We start from the raw sequence: 17566 nt of genomic DNA, 5'->3' as shown, positions 1-17566 counted from the left end.
AGTGAGCCTTCACACGGACTAAACATCGAGAAGCCATGTCCCTGCCGTGGTACGAAAGGGTTGCCCTGCATGCGAAAGAGCCATCTCAGACCCCTGATCGGGGTCACCGTCGCCGCGAGCGTCGTGTTCGCCATGGGAGGCGTGCCCACCGGCGCGGCCCCGGACGCCTCGGAAACGTCGACGAACTACCAGGTCAGCAACGTTCGCACCGCTGAACAGCGCACCAAGCTCGCCAAGTCGGGTGCCGCCATCGACTCGGTCGAGGAGCACGGCATCGTCGTGATCACCGCGACCGGCCGCGAGGTCAGGAACCTGAAGGCGCAAGGGTTCGAGGTCACCGAGCTGCCCAAGCGGATGGAGGCGAACGCCGCCATCGGGCCGTTCGACTTCCCCGCCGCGGACTCGAACTACCACAACTACGCCGAGATGACGACGGCGATCAACAACGCCGTCGCGGCGTACCCGAACCTGATCAGCAAGCAGGTCATCGGCAAGTCCTACGAGAACCGCGACATCGTGGCGCTCAAGATCAGCGACAACGTCGGCGTCGACGAGGCCGAGCCGGAGGTGCTGTTCACGCACCACCAGCACGCCCGCGAGCACCTCACCGTCGAGATGGCGCTGTACCTGATCAACACGTTCACGACCCAGTACGCGACCGACGCGCGCATCAAGGGGCTCGTCGACACCCGCGAGATCTGGATCATCCCGGACGTCAACCCCGACGGCGGCGAGTACGACATCGCGACCGGCAGCTACCGGTCGTGGCGCAAGAACCGCCAGCCCAACGCCGGGTCGTCCAACGTCGGCACCGACCTCAACCGCAACTGGGACTACAAGTGGGGCTGCTGCGGCGGTTCGTCGGGCAGCACCGGCTCTGAGACCTACCGCGGCCCGAGCGCGGCCTCCGCGCCCGAGGTCAGGGTCGTGGCGGACTTCGTGCGCAGCCGCAACGTCGGCGGCAAGCAGCAGATCGGCGCGTCCATCGACTTCCACACCTACAGCGAGCTCATCCTGTGGCCGTGGGGCTGGACCTACGACGACGTCGCACCGGGCCTGACCCAGGACCAGCGCGACACGTTCGCCGCCATCGGCCAGTCGATGGCGCAGAGCAACGGCTACACGCCCGAGCAGTCCAGCGACCTCTACATCACCGACGGGTCCATCCCGGACTGGCTGTGGGGCACGCAGGGCATCTTCGCCTACACCTTCGAGATGTACCCCGGCAGTGCCGGTGGCGGCGGCTTCTACCCGCCCGACGAGGTCATCCCCGCGCAGACCTCGCGCAACAAGGAAGCCGTGCTGCAACTGCTCGAGCGCGCCGACTGCCCGTACGAGGCGATCGGCAAGGAAGCGCAGTACTGCGGCGTCGACCCGCCGGACCCCGGTGGCAAGTTCTTCGAGAACGCCGCGGACTTCCAGATCCGCGACAACACCACGATCAACTCGCCGATCACCGTGTCCGGCGTGGCGGGCAACGCGCCCGCCACCCTCAAGGTCGCCGTCGACATCAAGCACACCTACAAGGGCGACCTGAAGGTGGACCTGGTGGCGCCGGACGGCACCGTCTACGTCCTGCACAACCGTGCGGGCGGCAGCGCGGACAACATCCTGCAGACCTTCACCGTCAACGCCTCCAGCGAGGTCGCGAACGGCACCTGGAACCTGCGGGTGAACGACAACGCCAACCAGGACACCGGGTTCCTCGACAAGTGGAGCCTCCAGTTCTAGCGGGCTGACCGGTTCAGGGCGCCGGTGTTCCGGCGCCCTGACGCCCGTAGTCGCGCACCGGGAACGAGTCGTGCATCCGCACGCCCTTGGAGTTCAGCTTCGCCAGCGGCCGCAGCAGCCACGACGGCAACGTCGTCACCAGCTGCATGCCGCGCGTCAGCCCCCACACGCCGGCCTTCGTCGCCGGGATCAGCGTCTTGGCCACGCCCAGCGCGAACGCCCTGCTGTCGTGCACGATCGGCCGCATCTCGTGCTCGTAGCGCGCGAACGCCGCCGAGTGGTCCCCGCTCTGGGACAACTCGCCTGCCAGCACGTATGCCCCCAGGACGGCGAGGCTCGTGCTGCCGCCGATGGCCGGGCCGGGGCAGTAGGCCGCGTCGCCGGCCAGCGCCACCCGTCCCCGTGACCAGGTGTCCTCTCGCAGCTGCGTGATCGAGTCGAAGTAGAAGGCCCGATCGTCGTCGAGATACCGCATCCACCCGTCGACCTGCGGGTTCAGGTCCGCGAACGCCTCGCGCAGCAACTGCTTCTGCCGTGCCACGTCGCGGTGGTGGTAGGCGAGCTCCCCGGACCGGAACAGGAACAACGCCCGCGCGTCGTCCAGATGCCGCGCCCCGTAGACGGCGGCCATGCGGCCCGGCCCGATGTGCCCCGTCATCGCCCCGGGGTCACCGATCTCCCGCGGCACCGACAACACCGCCAGGTACGCGCCCACGAACGCCTTCTCGACCTCGCCGAACACCAGCCGCCGCACGTTCGAGTGCAGCCCGTCCGCCCCGATCACCAGGTCGAACCGCCGCGGCGGCGCGGCCTCGAACGTCACCTCACCGTCCTCGCCGATCGCCGTGATCGAGTCGCCGAACACGTACTCGACATCCGCGCGCGTGGCGTCGTAGTAGATCTCGCTCAGGTCGTCGCGCATGATCTCGACGTGCCGGTCCGACGCGGCCGCGAAGATCTTCGTGACGTCCCCGGTGATCGGCGTGCGCTTCCCCTCGCGCAGGAACGACAACCGCGTGGTCCCGGTCGCCAGCGCCTCGACGCGGTCGAGCACGCCCATGCGTTCGGAGATGTCCATCGCGGGCTTGAACAGGTCGACCGCGTGCCCGCCGGTCTTGCGCAGCACCGGCGAGCGCTCCACCACCGTCACCTCGTGCCCGTACCGGGTGAGCCAGAACGCGAGCACCGGACCGGCGACGCTGGCCCCGGAAACGAGTATCCGCACGTCACACCCCCTTACTTAACGGTCGGTAAGCAACACGGCCGACTCTAGCACCGCAACTGACCGATCGTTAAGTAAGATTTCCGCCGTGGCCCGACAGTCCGACACCAAGCAGCGCATCCTGCAGACCGCCCGCGACCTGTTCGCGCGCCAGGGCGTGCAGCAGACCAGCCTGCAGGACATCGCCGAGAGCCTCGGCATCACCAAACCGGCGCTCTACTACCACTTCTCCTCACGCGAGGAGCTGATCCGCAGCATCGTCACGCCGCTCATCGACGACGGCGAACGGTTCCTCTCGGCCACCGAGGCGCGCGCCGACGTCACCACGCGGGAGGTGCTGGAGGGGTTCTTCGACTTCCACCACCGCCACCGCAAGGACATGTTGCTGCTGCTCACCGAGATGACCACGCTCGCCGAACTCGGCCTGATCGACCTCGTGCTCGCCTGGCGCGCCCGGCTCACCCGGATCGTGTTCGGCCCCGACGCCACCCTGGAGCAGCAGGCCCGCGCGGTGCTCACGTTCGGCGGCATGCAGGACTGCACCATGCAGTTCCCCGACGCCCCGGTCGAGGAACTGCGCGAGGCCACCATCACGGCCGCGTTCGCGGCCCTGGGTCTCGAGGACTGACCGCTCAGGCGCTGGCCGTCTCGCCCTTCGCCGCCACGTCCTCGCGTTCCACGTCGCGGTTGGCCCGGTACTGCCGGATCGAGTACGCCAGCGCCGCCGCCCACGCCACCCAGATCACCGCGTAGATCGACCACTTCACCGCGTCGCTCGCGTCGATCCAGTCGCTGCGCAGCAACGTCCGCGTGTTGGTCAGCACGATCAGGCCACCGACCGCGGAGCCCAGCACGCGCGGCGGGATGTGCCGCACCAGCCACGCCGCGATCGGCGCCGCGATCAGGCCACCGGCCAGCAACGCCAGCACCCACGAGAAGTTCACGCCCTCGTTGCCGATACCGACGAAGAAACCGATGCTCGCCGCCACCGCCACGAGGAACTCGCTGGTGTCGATCGACCCGATCGTCTTGCGCGGCTCCAGCCGTCCGCTGGCCAGGATCGCGGGCGTGCCGACCGGGCCCCAGCCACCGCCGCCAGTGGAGTCGACGAACCCCGCCACCAGGCCCAGCGGCGCGAGGAACCTCTTGCGCAGCGGCTTGCCCAGGTTCGTGCGGGGCAGCCCGAACGTCGTGAACCTGATCAGCACGTACAGACCCAGCGCCAGCAGCACCACCGACATGATCGGTGCCGCCACCTCGGTAGACAGGCTCGACAGGAACGTCGCCCCGGCGAACGCGCCCACCGCGCCCGGGATGCCGATCTTCGCGACGACCTTCCAGTCGACGTTGCCGAAGCGCCAGTGCGAGAACCCGGACGCCAGCGTCGTGCCGATCTCTGCCAGGTGCACCGTCGCCGACGCCGCCGCCGGGTTCGTGCCGATCGCCAGCAGCAGCGTCGTCGACGTGACGCCGTAGGCCATGCCGAGACTTCCGTCGACCAGCTGGGCACCCAGGCCCACCAACGCGAGAAGGATCAGTTGTCGCATGCCGGCGTCCAATCCGTCGAGGTTGACGGTCATCATCCGCAGCCGAACAACATCAGCCAACGACGCCCACATCGCGGAATCGAAGACAGCTATGCCTTGCCAGCACCCGCACACACGAGCTAAGGCCCGTCTCAAAAGCCGCCGTTCGGTCGCTGTTGATCGCCGCCGCGAAGGACGACCATCACGCGATGGCCCTTCGCCGTGCCTGGGTCCTGCCACTGGCCCCCACCGCCGTCGTCCTGCTGATCGCGCTCGCTTTGCTCGCCGCACCCCCGTACGGCGAGCAGACCTGGCTGCTCGGCCTGGTGATCATCACCACGCTGCTGGCCGCCGCGATCGCCGCCGTGGCGTCCCGGATCTCCGGCGACCCCACCGAACGCCCGCGCGTGCTCGCGCTCGGCACTGGCCTGGCCACCGCTGCCACGCCGTTCGCCGTCAACGCCGTGCTGGGCGCGCCGACACCGTTGCCGCTGGTCGTGTTGTGGCTGGTGTTCGGTCTGTGCGCGGGGTTCTGGCAGCTGCACCTGTGCGAGGGAGCACGCTCACGCCCGCTGCACGCCGCCATAGGATTCGCCTACACCTTCGTGTTCACCGCCGTGACGCTGTTGCTCGCGGTGTTGTCCGCACGGCTCGTTGACTAGATGAGAACGGACTCTCGAAACCGTGCTCGGCCGTTCGGCGCGCGGGGTAGGGTCCGGAAACCGATTACCGCCGGGAGAGACATGCGCGCCGTCGAGATCAGACCTGGGGTCCGGATCCGCTGGGTCGAAGTGCCGGGAGCCACACCCGCACGCGTCTACCTGCACGGACTGGGCGCCTCGTCGGCTCCCTACTACGCAGAAGCCGTCGCGCACCCGCTGCTGGCAGGCCGCCGCAGCCTGATGATGGACATGCTGGGCTTCGGCATCAGCGACCGCCCCAGCGGGTTCGCCTACTCGCTGGAAGGCCACGCCGACGCCCTCGCCGTCGCGCTCGCCAAGATCGGTCTGCGCCGCTGCGAGATCATCGGCCACAGCATGGGCGGCGCCGTCGCCATCGTGCTCGCCGCGCGCCACCCCGAGATGGTGCGCTCGCTCGTCCTGGTGGACCCCCACATCGACCCCGCCACGCCGTCGCTGGGCGCGCCCGGCAGCCGGGGCATCGCCGCCTACGGCGAGGCCGACTTCCTCAGCCACGGCTTCGACCGCGTCCTGCGCGACGTCGGCCCGCACTGGGCCGCGACCATGCGCATGGCGGGCCATGAAGCCCTCTACCGCAGCGCCGTCGACCTCGTCCGCGGCACGTCGCCGACGATGCGCAAGTTGTTGCTGGAACTGGAGATCCCGCGCGTCTTCCTGCACCCCGAGGACGCTCCGCCCAGCGGCGGCCGCGAACTCGCCGGGGCCGGTGTCCAGCTCGTCTCCGTGCCCAACACCGGCCACAACATCATGATCGACAACGTCGAGGGTTTCGCCCGCGCCGTCGCCCAGCAACGCCTCGCGGTCTAGCTACAGCACGATGCCGGCGAGCCTCGACACGTCGTCGAGCTCGTCGGCACCGACCTCGCGGTAGGCCTCCGTCACGCCCCGTCCAGCTCCCGGGTGAGCGCGCCGGACAGCAGTTCGCGCGCCCGTTCCACGCTCAACGACCCGCTGTGCCACCGTTCGCTCAGCCCTTCGACCAGCGAGGTCAGGCGTTCCGCGACCGCCCCCGCGTCCACGTCCGGGCTCACCTGCCGGACCAGGGCCGCCACGTCGTCGTTCCACGCCTCGGTCGCCGTGCGCAACGGCACCCGCAGCTCCTCGTGGAACGCCGCGCTCGCCCGCAGCTCACCCCACGCGACGCTGGTCTCGCGCACCCGGTCGTCGTCGCGCAGCTCGCCCAGCAGCATCTGCTCGACCTGCTCGCGCGGATCCTCCGAGCGGGTCTCCTCGCTGGTGTAGGTCAGGGCGCGGTGGTTGACGTGCTCCAGCGCGGCCCGCAGGATCCCGGCGCGGTCCTTGAAGTGGTAGTAGATCAACGCCGTCGACACCCCGGCCTCGGCGGCGAGCTTCTCCACCCGCAGGCCGCGCACGCCGTCCTGCGCGATCACCCGCACCGCGGCTTCGAGCATCTGGGTCCTGCGGTCCGACACTGGTGTCCTCACCTGGGTTCTTGTTGCGTGGCGCAGTGGATGCCGCCACCGCCCAGCGCGATGGCGTCGATGTTGATCTGCACCACCGTACGTCCGGGGAACAGCCGCTCCATCGTCGCCTTCGCCGCCGCGTCCGTCCGCGCGTCCCCGAACTCGGGCCCGACGACCGCGCCGTTGCACACGTAGAAGTTGATGTACCCGGCCGCGAAGTCGTCGTCGCGCACCCGCGTCTGCTCCGGACCCTCCAGCACCTCGACCTTGAGCGGCCTGCCCGCCGCGTCCGTCGCGCTGCGCAGGATCTCCAGGTGTCGACGCGTGACCTCGTAGTCGAACGACTCGGGGTCGTTGTCCAGGCCCGCCACCACGACACCCGGCCCGGCGAAGCGGGCGTAGAAGTCCGTGTGGCCGTCGGTGATGTCCTTGCCGGCGATGCCCGGCAGCCAGATGACCTTCCTGATGCCGAGCAGGTGGGCGAGTTCCTGCTCGACGTCGGACTTGGTCCAGCCCCGGTTGCGGTTGTTGTTGAGCACGCAGCTCTCGGTGATGATCGCCGTGCCCTCGCCGTCTACCTCCAGCGCGCCACCCTCCAGCACCAGGTCCGTGCGCACGTGCTCCGCCCTGGCTTGACCTGCGACGAAGCCCGCGACCCGCTTGTCGCGGCTGTGCTGCTGCTTGCCGCCCCAGCCGTTGAAGTTGAAGTCGACAGCGCCGCCGTCGCGCACGAACACCGGCCCGGTGTCGCGCATCCACAGGTCGTCGAGTTCGGCGGTCACCAACTCGACGCCGGGCAGCAGCGGCCGGGCGCTCTCCAGGTCCTCGGCCCGCACCAGCACCGACACCGGTTCGAACCGGGCGATCGTGGTGGCGATCCGGGCCTGATCCGCCCGCACCCGCGGCAGATCGCGACCCCAGATCCGGTCGCTCGCCGCGAACGCCATCCACGTCCGGCGGTGTGGCTCGCCCTCCTCCGGCATCACCCACTGCTTGGTGCCGTTGCTCGCCTTGGACACGGTGTCTCCGCTCGTCCCACTCGCGCAGCCGGCGAGCACGCCGCTGATGGCCGCGGCCGCCGTCTGCACGAAGTTGCGCCTGTTCATGAGAGCCAGGGTAGGCCTGACTGAAATTTCAGTCAAACCGAAACCGCTGGTCAGACCCAATCAGGTAGTCAAGTGACGGTGGGCTAGCGGCGCCGGGCGGGCTGGGCTGCCCAGTGCCCGGGACGGGTCAGCCCCTCGGGCAGCCTCGTCTTCGCGTTGCCCCGCGCGGCGTTGACCTGCGGCTGGGTCAGGAACAGGCAGGTGCTCAGATCCGCCCCCGACAGGTCCGCCCCGCGCAGATCGGCGCCGATCATGTCCGCCCGCGACAGGTCCGAGCCGGTGAGATCAGCGCCGATCAGGTAGGCACCGCGGAAGTCGGCGCTCGCGAGGTTCTTGTTGCGCAGCCGCGCACCGATCAGGTCCGCGCCCCGGTAGGACTTCGCGCTGGTCCGCAGCCGTTCACTGGTGCGCAGCAGCAGGACGTTGACCTTCGCGCGGACCTCCGCGACGTCGAGCGCCAGGATGTCGTCCGGGGCGGCGACGGTGTGCCGTTCGACCTCGGCGAACGCTTCGGCCAGGTCGTCGTGCGGATCCAGCCGCTGTGCCTGGTCGAGGTAGAACAACAGCTCGTGCAACTGCCTGACCACCGGGAACACCGCGAACATCTTCTCGCGCTCGGCGGTGCGCCAGTCCGTGCCCGCGAAGACCGTCTGCGACACCCGCTGACCGGCACCGAAGCAGTCGTAGACCGTGCAGCCCGAATACCCGCTCTGCCGCAGCTTGTCGTGGATGCCGCACCGGTGATCGGCCAGCAGGTTGCGGCACGGCGTACCGGCGTCCTTGGTGGCGGCGAAGTCGGCGGACCTGGCGAACGGCAGCGCGACGCAGCACAACCCGAAACAGTTGGCGCAGTCGCCTTTCAGCTGAGACATCGCCGCTCAGCCTACTGGGTTGCCGCTGCGCAACCGGACCTCCGCCGTCACCGCCACCGCGTCCGCCGGCCGCGTCCCCCGATCGCGATACCGGAACAACAACCGCTGGATCGACGCCCCGATCTCCGCCATCTCCCGCGGCGTCACGTGGATGAGCGCGCTGAACCCCTCCTCAGCCGGCGTCTCGTCCTCGCTCTCCCACCGCAGTTGCCACGGCCGCGCCTTCCCGCCCTGGTGCGGAGCCTCCTCGATGAGCCCCAACTCGGCGAGTTGCCGCAGGTGAAACGAGCACAACCCGGAACTCTGCCCGAGCAGCGCGGCGGCCTGCGTCGAGGTCAGCGTGCCGTGCTCAGCCAGCAGATCGAGCAACGCCACACGCACGGGATGGTCAGGAAGTGGCCGTCGAGACATGCCCAACACCATATCGCTTTGCAAAGACTGCTACTTTGCAAAGCATGTCCGAGTCCCTCCGCGGCACCCCGCGCCGCATCACCGTCGTAGGCGAGCAAGTCCTGGCCGTCCGCTGCCGCGAGGTCACCGAGTTCGGGAGCCCTTCGCTCGACCAGCTCATCGACGACATGTTCGCCACGAACTGGGTAGCCGAAGGCGCCGCCATCGCCGCCAACCAGGTGGGCGTGGACCTGCAACTGTTCGTGTGGGACATGACCGACGAACGCGGCACCCACCACCGAGGCCACATCTGCAACCCGGTCCTGGACGACCTGGTAGGCGACCAGCGCAAGCTCCTCGAAGAACCGGAAGGCTGCCTGTCCGTGCCGGGCCCGTACCGCACGGTGGCCCGCCCCGACCGCGCGATCGTGCGCGGCCAGGACCGCAACGGCACCCCCATCGTCGTTGAAGGCACCGGCTACTTCGCCCGCTGCCTTCAACACGAGACCGACCACCTCTACGGCCGCCTCTACCTGGACCGCCTCACCACCCGCGAACGCAAGTCGGCCCTACGCGAAATGGCCGCCTCTCAAGACGACGTCTTCGCCCGCCGAGCAGCCCGAAGCTCCTCACTGGCCTCGTCCAACTGACGCTCGGCCCGCTCAGCCCGAGTCACTGTCTGAGCCCGCGACTCCTCCACCGCGGCCAACGTCTGCCGCACCGCAGCCACCTGCTCCGCCGACTCCTGCCTGACCCGCTCGAACCGAACCTCGAACTCGGCCCGTGACCGCTCCAACTCGGCCTTGGCATCCCCTGCTGCCTGCTCGGCCCGCTCAGCCCGCACCACCGCCAGATCCCGGGCCTTGGCGGCCCGGCTGACGGTGTCGGCCGCCTCCTGCCGCGCCCGTTCAGCAGCCTGAACCGCCTCTGACACCTCGGCTTTGGCCTGGTCAGCGGCAGTTTGGGCCTCGCCTCGCGCCCGCTCGATCTCCGCGCTGGCCTGGGCCCGCGCCTCCTCCACCTGCTGAGCAGCCCGCGCCCGCACTTCCTCGACCTCGCCCCGCACGCGTTCGACCTCCTCGGCCGCCGACACCCTTGCCTGCTCGATCTCCTTGGCCGCCTGCCGCCGAGCCTGCTCCGCGTGTTTCACCGCGTCGTCCTTGGCCTGCTCCGCCTCGGCCCGGATCTCCTCGACCACCGCCGCCGCCTGCACCCGCACCTCGGCGACCGCAGCCTCCGCGGACTCCTGAGCGACCCGAGCCGCCTCCACAGCCGCATCGCGCTCGGTCATCGCCCGGTCCGCGGCCTCGTCGGCTTCCTCCGCGGCCCGGACCGCCTGCTCGGTCATCTCCTCGGCGGCCTTGCGCGCCTGCTCCGCCTCGTGCCGGCGCCGTTCCGCGGCCGCCACATCGGCCTGTGCCTCCGCCACCCTCCGAGCCGCCTCGGCCTCAGCCGCCTGCACCAGGCTCTCCGCGACGCTCGGGTCCGCCATCGCGTTCAGTTCGCCGACGGCCCGGCCGAGAGTCTGCGTCATCTGCTCGGACAGCACCCGAAACCGGTCGAGAAGCTCTTCGGCCCTGATCTTGGCGGTACCGGAGACCCTGGGGAGATTCGTCACGGTGACGACCTCCAGGTTTTGCTCGGGGGTTTCCGTCAGCCGTTGCCGTTCCCGCCACGCCCGCCAGCGCGTGTGCTCGGGCAGGTCGCAGTACTCCGAGGGCCTGCCGGGCCCGCCACCTCGAAAAACGGGGCGCTCACAGCCCGGGAAGTTACAGCTCGTCTCCACCCGAATATCGTAGCAGAATTACGTGTGCACTAACGTTTCCCAACGCAACGCTACCCAATTGGGCATGAGAAAGCTGGCCGCCGATAAGTGAACGTTATCGGCGGCCAGAATCTGGATGGATTGAACGCGGACGGGACCGGTCCCGTCCGCTTCGCGCTCTCCTGTGCCCGTGAAAAAACTGGTAGGTACCGCTTGTGGGGTCACCCTGCTCGCGATGACCGCATGCTCATCGCCCCAGAATCAGGCAACCCCCACCGCTCCTTCTTCGAGCGCCACGACGGCGGTGAGCACGTCCAGCACATCCAGCCCACCACCGACCGCGTTGCCCGCAGCCGCAGACGGGACCGACCTGGCAACGTGTTCGGACGGCACGTGCGAGGTGCAGGTGTCCGCCGCCAGCCCCATCGCACTTCCCGAGACCACCGGAGCCAGGCTCACCCTGGACTCGGTCGGCAACGGCTCTGTGGACTTGGCCTTCTTGCCGACCGCCAACAACGCCTCGACCGACTGCGATCCTCTCGACGCCTGCAGCATCAGCGCGACGATCATCGAGGGAACCCAGGGCTTCGTGATGACCGTGCGGGTCGGCGCGAAGGCGAGGTTCAACCAGGTGACAGTGGCGGTCGTCGCCGTCGCAGGCACTTCGGCCGTACTGCGGATCTCACCCCGGTAGGCCGCGCAGCACGGCGAGAACCAGGGTGTGGGCGACAGTGACGACCTCACTGATGAGGACCTGCTCCCGCGGACCGTGTGCCAGCCGCACGTCACCCGGCCCGTACTGCAGAGTGGGAATCCCCGCGTCCGCGTACAGCCGCAGGTCACTGCCGTATGGAGCGCCTCGCTCCGCGGGACGGAAACTCCGGGTGACGTCGGCGTGCGCGTCTCCGACCAGGTCGGCGAGAGGATGCCCTGCCGTCAACCGGCCGCTGGCGAACTGCCCACCGGGCCATGTGACGACCGCCGGGTGTTCCCGCAGCCACGGATCCTCAGCGCAGGCCTCGGCCACACAGGCCTCCAGGTCGGCACGGGCCCGGGCAGGGTCCTCCCCCAGCGCCACCCCGAGCCGCCCCTCGGCGACCAGCAGGTCGGGCACGCTGCTGGCCCAGTCACCCGATTGCACCGTGCCGACCGACAAGGGGTAGGGCACCGGGTAGTCCGACAACAAGGGATCCGGCCCGACGTTGCGACGGGCCTCGAGCCGGGCGAGCGCGGCGTGGATCGGCAGGTAGGCGTCGATCGCGCTGACCCCCGCGTACCGGGTGCTGCCGTGCGTGGCCTTGCCGGGAACCTCGATCCGGAACGTGAGCGCGCCGGCGTTGGCGACCATGAGTGCCCCGCTGGTCGGCTCGGTGATCACGCACGCGTCCCCGGTGTGCCCGCGCTGGAGCGTCCCGAACGCGCCGAGCCCGCCGTCCTCCTCGCTGACGACGAAGTGCGCGGACACCTTGCCCCGCAACGACACCTTCCGGATTGCGTCGAGCGCGACCAGGATCGCCACCACGCCGGCCTTCATGTCACAGGCCCCACGCGCGTGCACGATGTCGCCTTCGACCCGCGGCCGGAACGGGTCTCCCTGCCACTGCGCCAGATCACCGGGCGGCACCACGTCGACGTGCCCCTGCAGGATCAACGTCGGCCCGTCCCCGGCACCGCGCGTCCCGACCAGCCCCCACGCCTCGGTCCGTGGCGCCTCACCACCGGGAAACCCCGGATGCGTCCTCAGGCCGTCCAGATCCATCGACCAGAGGTCGACGTCCAGGTCCAGGCGTTGCAGGTGCCCGGCCAGCACGTGCTGCAGATCGGACTCCGCCGCAGTGCCCGTCACGCTGGGCACCCGCAGCAGGTCCAGCAGCAGCGGCCCGATCGCCGCCTCGTCCACCGCCGCGAGCGCGGCCGCCTCGACATCGTTGATGGTCACCAGCCGGACACTAGGTACGCCCGGCCACGCCAACAATCGCCATCGACGGCGTTCAACAGCGGAAACTTTGCAAAGTACGGCCCGCTGTGGCAGATCTTTGCGCATGGACTCCATCGACGAGGCGATCATCCGCTGCGTGCTCCGCGACGCCCGCGCCACCTACGCCGAGATCGGCAAGGAGGCGGGGCTGTCGCCGTCCGCGGCGAAGCGGCGGCTTGACCGGCTGGTCGCGACCGGCGCCATCCGCGGCTTCAGCGCCGTGATCGACCCGCAGGCGATGGCGTGGCGCACCGAGGCGTTCGTCGAGGTCTACTGCAAGGGCAACCCGACTCCGGCCGCGCTCACCCAGGCGTTGCACGACATCCCCGAGGTCGTCGAGGCGTGCACGGTGTCCGGTGCTGCCGACGCGATGCTCTACATGCTCGCCCGCGACATCCCGCACCTGGAACAAGCCATCCAGCGGGTCCGCGCGACGCCGCTGGTGGACCGCACCGAAAGCGCGATCGTCCTGTCCAGGCTGCTCACCCGCCCGCGCGGGTGAGCGCCGTCGTCGGCCGACGACGGCGCTCACACCGATCACTTACTGGCCGTACGCGGCTCGCACGATCACCAGGCGCAGGAGCACGTGCGGGATGGTCAGCACGGCGCGCAGGCAGCCGGGATTCGACTGCTCACGTCGATGGCGGGCCTGGACGACAGGTCCCGTTCGGCAGCGCTGCCGGGGGTCTACACTTCGCAAGTCAGTTCACTCCTGATGTCGGAATCGGGGCTGGACAACGATTTGCGGGCTCTTCGACTGCCATCGGAGAGCCCGCTTTTTAGTGCGCCCACACCGAAGCGTGGGCTGTCCCCACTATCGCAGCGGTGATCGGCTTGATTCGGCTCCAAGAAATTTCTCTTCGATGAACGGTCCGCTCAGAGCAGCGGGCGGTCATTCCAGGTCATCAGTGCGGCCGAACACCGGGTTGTTCCCGCCGTGGAACTTGCTCAGTGCGCACATAACGGCAGTTCAGGGCCTCACCCGCGAAGTGATCGGCTTGGGTGGTCGCGGCGAGGTTGTCCGGCGTGCGGAACTTCGCGGCCCGAGGTTGTGACACGCCGGAACAATTCACACGAACAGGTGGCATTCGAAAAACTTGTACCCAGAGCAAGGCCCAAACGAGACACTTGAGACAGTGCACGGAACGAATCGCCAGGGTTTCCCCGATATCCCCACGGCGGCGCGTCCGGCCTTTCCTTCGAATCTCCGGTCCCCGACACCCTGCAGAGGAATTCATGAAGCCTGGCCCCAGTCGCGGTGGGCGCACACTGCCCACTTCGGTCAGCGAGTACACGGGTCTCGACCCGTTCGCGGCGGCGCTGGCGTTAGAGCTGGCAGGCCTCATCACCGCTCGGTACGGGTCGCTGACAGGCTTCCTGCTGGCTCACATGGGCGCCGTCGACGCGCCGCAGTGCATCAGGGGTGACCACGAGAACACGAAGGCGTTCGACGCCGCTATGAAGGCGGCGAGCAAACGGGTCGGCAGGCCGGCCAAGGAGCCCCCGGCCTGGGACTTCATCACCTACGTGCTCGCGGCCTGCGGTCAGGACGCCTCAGCGCACCCGCGGCTGGCCGGGCTCTGGCTCGCGTCGCAGCGCTACCTGCCGCCCGGCTACGAGGGCCCGGTCGAGACGCCCGAGGGCGCGCCGCTGCCGTACGCGGACAGCAGCGAGGCGCCTACCGACAGGATCCGGGCGGACATGCTGGCCAGGGAGAAGGCCGAGCTGGAGGAGAGCTTCCGCCAGTTCCGGGAGACCCACGAGACGACCGTGATCTTCTCCCAGCGCGAGCTGCAGGAGGTGCGGGCGGACAACGAGCACCGGCGCGACTGCGAACGCCTGCTGATCCGCATCATCGCGACCCAGGAGCGGCGCGACCGCACGACCGTCGAACACGAGCTGCGCAGGACCACGGAGAAGCTGGCCGCAGAACTGGAGGAGGTGAAGGCGGTTCTCACGCGCGAGACCGCGGACCACGCCATCACCTCGAACCAGCTCGCGCTGGTCGTGGCCTGTCTCGACGCGGTCACCGCGGGCGGCGACGTCGACCCGGTGCTGTGGCTGCGCGACGCCGACTTCGCCATCGGCGCCACGGTCTACAACCTGCTCGACCAGCCGGTCACCGGGCTGTCGCGCACCGCCCCCGAGGAGCGGTTCCTCGCCGTCTTCCTGCGCACGTACCTGCTCAGCCGGTACGGAGACGCACCCGATCGCGACGACACCATGGGGCCGTACCGCTCCATCGTGTACGACGGCGTCGTGCCACCCGGAGAGGTGCTGGAAGGTGTGCTGGAACAGCACGTCGTGGCGATGCAGGTGGTGCAGCCGCTGATGGCGGAGCTCACGACCGAAGGTCCGGCCAACAAGCCCGAGCTGCCCGGCGACCCCGCCGACGTCCACACCCTCGAGGTGCCTGGTGGTGAGGACCGCGTGGACGCGCCGGAAAAGCAGGACGACGTGGTCGACCTGATCCGCACCGGGCCGTAGACCACGGCCCGGTGCGAACTACCGGGTCAGGCGCGCGGAACAGCCGACCGCGAGACCGGGAAGTCGAAGTAGGTGTCCGGGAAAGGCTCGTCGTTCAACGTGAAGTGCCACCACTCCTCGGGCAGGTTGCGGAACCCGGCCCGCGCCATCGCCGACTTCAGCAGCTGCCGGTTCGCCCGGGCCTGCCCGGTGACGCGCGGGTCGTCGGTGTGCGAGAGCGTGTCGAAGCAGTCGTAGCCGGTCGCCATGTCGACGGTGTTGTCCGGAAACCGGTTCGGCGCGTCGCAGTTCACCAGCCGCTCGCCCGGCACGTACGGCCGCTGGTGGCGGGCCGGCAGGCGCACGACGGTCAGGTCGAGCGTGGAGCCGCGGCTGTGCCCCGACTTCTCCGCGATGTACCCGTCCTGGAACAACCTCGTCTTGTCGACCCGCGGGTAGAACTCGGTCTTCATCCGCTGGTCGGCGAGGTCCCGGGCCCACCGCACGAAGTGGTCGACGGCGCGTTGCGGTCGGTAGCAGTCGTAGACCTTGAGCGTGTAGCCCTGCTTGAGCAGGTCGCGCTGAACGGTGCGCAGCGCCTTCGCCGCCTGTTTCGTGAGGACGCACAGGGGCGCGCGGTAGCCATCGATCCGAGTGCCGACGAAGTTGTGCGCGGTGTAGTAGCGGATGTCGTGCCGGATGGTCGGGTCGACGTCGCTCAGGACGACGAAACCGCTGGTGGCGTGCGCGGGGAGGGTGACGGAGACGGTCAGCAGCAGGGAGAGCAGCAGTGCTCGCATGCACCTCATCCAAGCAGTTCACGGGCTGATCGACTGTGCTGATCGACCCAGCCGTTCGGCCAGCCCCAGGACCAGGTCACGCAGCTCGTCAGGCCTCTCGATCACGAACGGCAGGTCGAGCGCCGCGAGCACCCCCGGCAGCCAGTCGAGCCGTTCCACCCGCAGCTCCACGTGCGGCCACCCGTCCGCGCCCGGCTCCACCACCGCGACGCTCGCCGGCAGCCGCGCGCGGATCTGCTCGACGCTCCCCCGGATCCGCAGCGTCACCTCGTGCCGGTGCGGCGCGGTGGCGAACCCGGCCAGCAGGCGCTCGGCCGGATCGAACGCCTCGGGCGGCTCGAACGACCCCGGCAACGTCCGCACGGAGGCGATCCGGTCCAGCCGGAACGTCCGCTCCTCGCCCAGCGCGGGATCGACGCCCGTCACGTACCACTTCCCGGCGTGCGCGACGAGTCCGTGCGCGTGCAACGCCCGTTCGCCGGAGGGGTAGCGGATCGACACCGGCCGGTGGTGCGTCACCGCGTCGGCGAGCGCGAGCAGCACCGCCGCCTCGGGTGCCGCGTTCGTACCGGGCGAGGTGAACGCCAGCGCGCCCATCAGGTCGTCGAGCCGTCCACCGAGCCGCGCGGGCAACACCCGGCGGATCTTCGCGGCCGCCGTCTCGCTCGCTGTCCCTGTCACGGGTGCCAGCGCTACCAGCACCGCCAACGCCTCGTCGTCGCTCAGCATCAACGGCGGCATCCGGTACCCGGCGACGAGCCGATACCCGCCGTGCCGCCCGCGCACCGACTCGACCGGAACGTCGAGGTCGAGCAGGTGCCCGACGTACCGGCGCACGGTCCGCTCGTCCACCTCCAGCCGCGAGGCGAGCTCGGCGACCGTCCGGACACCGCCGGATTGGAGCAGCTCCAAGAGCGAGAGCACACGAGCTATCGGCCGGGTCACATCACGAAGTATCCCGGAAATACCGGGCGGATTCTGCCCGGTATAGCTCCTAGCGTTCGTGCCATGAACTTCGCATCGATCCGCATCATCACCACCGACGTCGCCCGCCTCGCCGCCTTCTACGAACGCGCCACCGGCACCCCCGCCGAGTGGGCCACTGATGACTTCGCCGAGCTCAAGCTGCCCGCCGCCACCCTCGCGATCGGCAGCACCCGCACCGTCGCGATGTTCGCCGCGGGCAGCGCCGAGCCGGAGGCCAACCGCAGCGTCATCATCGAGTTCCTCGTCGACGACGTGGACGGCGTGCACCGGAACCTGTCCGGCGTCGAGGTCGTCCAGGAGCCCACGACGATGCCGTGGGGCAACCGGTCGTTGCTGGTCCGCGACCCCGACGGCAACCTGGTCAACTTCTTCAAGCGGCCCGCCTAGGCGAGGAGCACGGACGGGTCGAGGCCGGGCAACGGTTTCTCGCGCAGTGTGTCGGCCAGGTAAGTGCGCAGGGCGCGGCGGCCTTCGGTCTCGGGCAGCCGCGCGACGTGCCGGGCGTACGCCTCGACCACCGGAACCGCGGCGGGATAGCCCCACAGGTCCATGCCCATCCCGCCGGCGTAGGTGAGGACGCCCAGCAGTCGACCGGTGT

Annotated in this window: 21 protein-coding genes; 8 read left to right on the top strand and 13 right to left on the bottom strand. The window is 69.4% G+C overall.

All coding sequences use genetic code 11. The features are described 5' to 3' along the window. The first annotated feature begins 69 nt into the window (after positions 1–69). Positions 70–1731, top strand: a complete 1662-nt coding sequence (locus JNUCC0626_RS09040; RefSeq protein WP_394619225.1) for a M14 family metallopeptidase — start codon at positions 70–72, stop codon at positions 1729–1731. Positions 1732–1744: 13 nt separating this feature from the next. On the opposite strand, the gene JNUCC0626_RS09035 is transcribed toward JNUCC0626_RS09040, so the two are convergent. Continuing rightward, on the bottom strand, positions 1745–2956 hold the full coding sequence (locus tag JNUCC0626_RS09035) for an FAD-dependent monooxygenase (protein ID WP_394619224.1): 1212 nt from the start codon (positions 2954–2956) through the stop codon (positions 1745–1747). A gap of 85 nt (positions 2957–3041) precedes the next feature. On the opposite strand from JNUCC0626_RS09035, the gene JNUCC0626_RS09030 reads away from it, so the two are divergent. After that, positions 3042–3581, top strand: a complete 540-nt coding sequence (locus JNUCC0626_RS09030; RefSeq protein WP_394619223.1) for a TetR/AcrR family transcriptional regulator — start codon at positions 3042–3044, stop codon at positions 3579–3581. Between the two features lie 4 nt (positions 3582–3585). Here the strand turns inward: JNUCC0626_RS09030 and JNUCC0626_RS09025 are convergent, their stop codons facing one another. Further along, entirely contained in the window at positions 3586–4572 is a 987-nt protein-coding gene (locus JNUCC0626_RS09025) for a sulfite exporter TauE/SafE family protein (RefSeq protein ID WP_394619222.1), read from the bottom strand. 116 nt (positions 4573–4688) lie between these two features. Here JNUCC0626_RS09025 and JNUCC0626_RS09020 point away from each other — a divergent pair, with 116 nt between their 5' ends. Both JNUCC0626_RS09020 and JNUCC0626_RS09015 read left to right on the top strand, forming a co-directional pair. Continuing rightward, entirely contained in the window at positions 4689–5141 is a 453-nt protein-coding gene (locus JNUCC0626_RS09020) for a hypothetical protein (protein ID WP_394619221.1), read from the top strand. 81 nt (positions 5142–5222) lie between these two features. After that, on the top strand, positions 5223–5987 hold the full coding sequence (locus JNUCC0626_RS09015; RefSeq protein ID WP_394619220.1) for an alpha/beta fold hydrolase: 765 nt from the start codon (positions 5223–5225) through the stop codon (positions 5985–5987). 71 nt (positions 5988–6058) lie between these two features. Here the strand turns inward: JNUCC0626_RS09015 and JNUCC0626_RS09010 are convergent, their stop codons facing one another. The 4 genes from JNUCC0626_RS09010 to JNUCC0626_RS08995 form a co-directional block, all read right to left on the bottom strand. Then, positions 6059–6613 (bottom strand): TetR/AcrR family transcriptional regulator, encoded by a 555-nt coding sequence (locus JNUCC0626_RS09010; RefSeq protein ID WP_394619219.1) that lies wholly within the window; start codon positions 6611–6613, stop codon positions 6059–6061. Between the two features lie 8 nt (positions 6614–6621). Continuing rightward, the gene (locus JNUCC0626_RS09005) at positions 6622–7710 is read right to left on the bottom strand and encodes an agmatine deiminase family protein (protein WP_394619218.1); all 1089 of its coding nucleotides are present in this window, start codon (positions 7708–7710) and stop codon (positions 6622–6624) included. Positions 7711–7793: 83 nt separating this feature from the next. Continuing rightward, positions 7794–8582, bottom strand: a complete 789-nt coding sequence (locus JNUCC0626_RS09000; protein WP_394619217.1) for a pentapeptide repeat-containing protein — start codon at positions 8580–8582, stop codon at positions 7794–7796. Positions 8583–8588: 6 nt separating this feature from the next. Beyond that, positions 8589–8993, bottom strand: a complete 405-nt coding sequence (locus JNUCC0626_RS08995; RefSeq protein WP_394619216.1) for a winged helix-turn-helix domain-containing protein — start codon at positions 8991–8993, stop codon at positions 8589–8591. Between the two features lie 44 nt (positions 8994–9037). On the opposite strand from JNUCC0626_RS08995, the gene def reads away from it, so the two are divergent. Further along, complete coding sequence (gene def / locus JNUCC0626_RS08990; RefSeq protein WP_394619215.1) at positions 9038–9622, top strand: peptide deformylase; 585 nt, start codon at positions 9038–9040, stop codon at positions 9620–9622. On the opposite strand, the gene JNUCC0626_RS08985 is transcribed toward def, so the two are convergent. From JNUCC0626_RS08985 to JNUCC0626_RS08975, 3 genes are all read right to left on the bottom strand, one after another. Further along, entirely contained in the window at positions 9562–10758 is a 1197-nt protein-coding gene (locus tag JNUCC0626_RS08985) for a hypothetical protein (RefSeq protein ID WP_394619214.1), read from the bottom strand. The two genes, def and JNUCC0626_RS08985, sit on opposite strands and share 61 nt — an antisense overlap. Positions 10759–10998: 240 nt before the next feature. Then, complete coding sequence (locus JNUCC0626_RS08980; RefSeq protein ID WP_394619213.1) at positions 10999–11364, bottom strand: hypothetical protein; 366 nt, start codon at positions 11362–11364, stop codon at positions 10999–11001. A gap of 55 nt (positions 11365–11419) precedes the next feature. Then, positions 11420–12676 carry an ArgE/DapE family deacylase gene (locus JNUCC0626_RS08975; RefSeq protein WP_394619212.1) on the bottom strand — a complete coding sequence of 419 codons (1257 nt, stop codon included), beginning with the start codon at positions 12674–12676 and terminating at the stop codon, positions 11420–11422. Positions 12677–12779: 103 nt separating this feature from the next. Here JNUCC0626_RS08975 and JNUCC0626_RS08970 point away from each other — a divergent pair, with 103 nt between their 5' ends. Then, a complete protein-coding gene (locus JNUCC0626_RS08970) occupies positions 12780–13217 on the top strand; it encodes an Lrp/AsnC family transcriptional regulator (protein WP_394619211.1) in 438 nt (145 codons plus the stop codon). A gap of 39 nt (positions 13218–13256) precedes the next feature. On the opposite strand, the gene JNUCC0626_RS08965 is transcribed toward JNUCC0626_RS08970, so the two are convergent. Next, positions 13257–13415 (bottom strand): hypothetical protein, encoded by a 159-nt coding sequence (locus tag JNUCC0626_RS08965; protein ID WP_394619210.1) that lies wholly within the window; start codon positions 13413–13415, stop codon positions 13257–13259. A gap of 536 nt (positions 13416–13951) precedes the next feature. On the opposite strand from JNUCC0626_RS08965, the gene JNUCC0626_RS08960 reads away from it, so the two are divergent. Further along, complete coding sequence (locus JNUCC0626_RS08960) at positions 13952–15202, top strand: hypothetical protein (RefSeq protein ID WP_394619209.1); 1251 nt, start codon at positions 13952–13954, stop codon at positions 15200–15202. A 26-nt stretch (positions 15203–15228) separates the two neighbouring features. Here JNUCC0626_RS08960 and JNUCC0626_RS08955 read toward each other — a convergent pair whose 3' ends face one another. Next, positions 15229–15981 (bottom strand): M15 family metallopeptidase, encoded by a 753-nt coding sequence (locus JNUCC0626_RS08955; RefSeq protein ID WP_394619208.1) that lies wholly within the window; start codon positions 15979–15981, stop codon positions 15229–15231. An 18-nt stretch (positions 15982–15999) separates the two neighbouring features. After that, positions 16000–16926 (bottom strand): helix-turn-helix transcriptional regulator, encoded by a 927-nt coding sequence (locus JNUCC0626_RS08950; RefSeq protein WP_394619207.1) that lies wholly within the window; start codon positions 16924–16926, stop codon positions 16000–16002. 63 nt (positions 16927–16989) lie between these two features. Between JNUCC0626_RS08950 and JNUCC0626_RS08945 the strand changes: the two genes are divergently transcribed. Continuing rightward, on the top strand, positions 16990–17355 hold the full coding sequence (locus tag JNUCC0626_RS08945) for a VOC family protein (protein WP_394619206.1): 366 nt from the start codon (positions 16990–16992) through the stop codon (positions 17353–17355). Here JNUCC0626_RS08945 and JNUCC0626_RS08940 read toward each other — a convergent pair. Continuing rightward, a complete protein-coding gene (locus JNUCC0626_RS08940) occupies positions 17352–17525 on the bottom strand; it encodes a hypothetical protein (RefSeq protein ID WP_394619205.1) in 174 nt (57 codons plus the stop codon). The genes JNUCC0626_RS08945 and JNUCC0626_RS08940 overlap by 4 nt on opposite strands. Positions 17526–17566 lie beyond the last annotated feature (41 nt).

Source organism: Lentzea sp. JNUCC 0626 (genome assembly GCF_043632865.1).
Classification (GTDB): domain Bacteria; phylum Actinomycetota; class Actinomycetes; order Mycobacteriales; family Pseudonocardiaceae; genus Lentzea.
Note: the sequence above shows the minus strand (reverse complement) of the source record. Positions and strands in the feature narration are given on the sequence as shown.

Excerpts from the sequence above, each read along its gene's own strand:
- JNUCC0626_RS09040 (WP_394619225.1), top strand. The coding sequence starts at position 70 with ATGCGAAAGAGCCATCTCAGACCCCTGATCGGGGTCACCGTCGCCGCG.
- JNUCC0626_RS09025 (WP_394619222.1), bottom strand. The coding sequence starts at position 4,572 with ATGTGGGCGTCGTTGGCTGATGTTGTTCGGCTGCGGATGATGACCGTC.
- JNUCC0626_RS09020 (WP_394619221.1), top strand. The coding sequence starts at position 4,689 with ATGGCCCTTCGCCGTGCCTGGGTCCTGCCACTGGCCCCCACCGCCGTC.
- JNUCC0626_RS09015 (WP_394619220.1), top strand. The coding sequence starts at position 5,223 with ATGCGCGCCGTCGAGATCAGACCTGGGGTCCGGATCCGCTGGGTCGAA.
- JNUCC0626_RS09005 (WP_394619218.1), bottom strand. The coding sequence starts at position 7,710 with ATGAACAGGCGCAACTTCGTGCAGACGGCGGCCGCGGCCATCAGCGGC.
- JNUCC0626_RS09000 (WP_394619217.1), bottom strand. The coding sequence starts at position 8,582 with ATGTCTCAGCTGAAAGGCGACTGCGCCAACTGTTTCGGGTTGTGCTGC.
- JNUCC0626_RS08995 (WP_394619216.1), bottom strand. The coding sequence starts at position 8,993 with ATGTCTCGACGGCCACTTCCTGACCATCCCGTGCGTGTGGCGTTGCTC.
- def (WP_394619215.1), top strand. The coding sequence starts at position 9,038 with ATGTCCGAGTCCCTCCGCGGCACCCCGCGCCGCATCACCGTCGTAGGC.
- JNUCC0626_RS08970 (WP_394619211.1), top strand. The coding sequence starts at position 12,780 with ATGGACTCCATCGACGAGGCGATCATCCGCTGCGTGCTCCGCGACGCC.
- JNUCC0626_RS08960 (WP_394619209.1), top strand. The coding sequence starts at position 13,952 with ATGAAGCCTGGCCCCAGTCGCGGTGGGCGCACACTGCCCACTTCGGTC.
- JNUCC0626_RS08955 (WP_394619208.1), bottom strand. The coding sequence starts at position 15,981 with ATGCGAGCACTGCTGCTCTCCCTGCTGCTGACCGTCTCCGTCACCCTC.
- JNUCC0626_RS08945 (WP_394619206.1), top strand. The coding sequence starts at position 16,990 with ATGAACTTCGCATCGATCCGCATCATCACCACCGACGTCGCCCGCCTC.
- JNUCC0626_RS08940 (WP_394619205.1), bottom strand. The coding sequence starts at position 17,525 with ATGGGCATGGACCTGTGGGGCTATCCCGCCGCGGTTCCGGTGGTCGAG.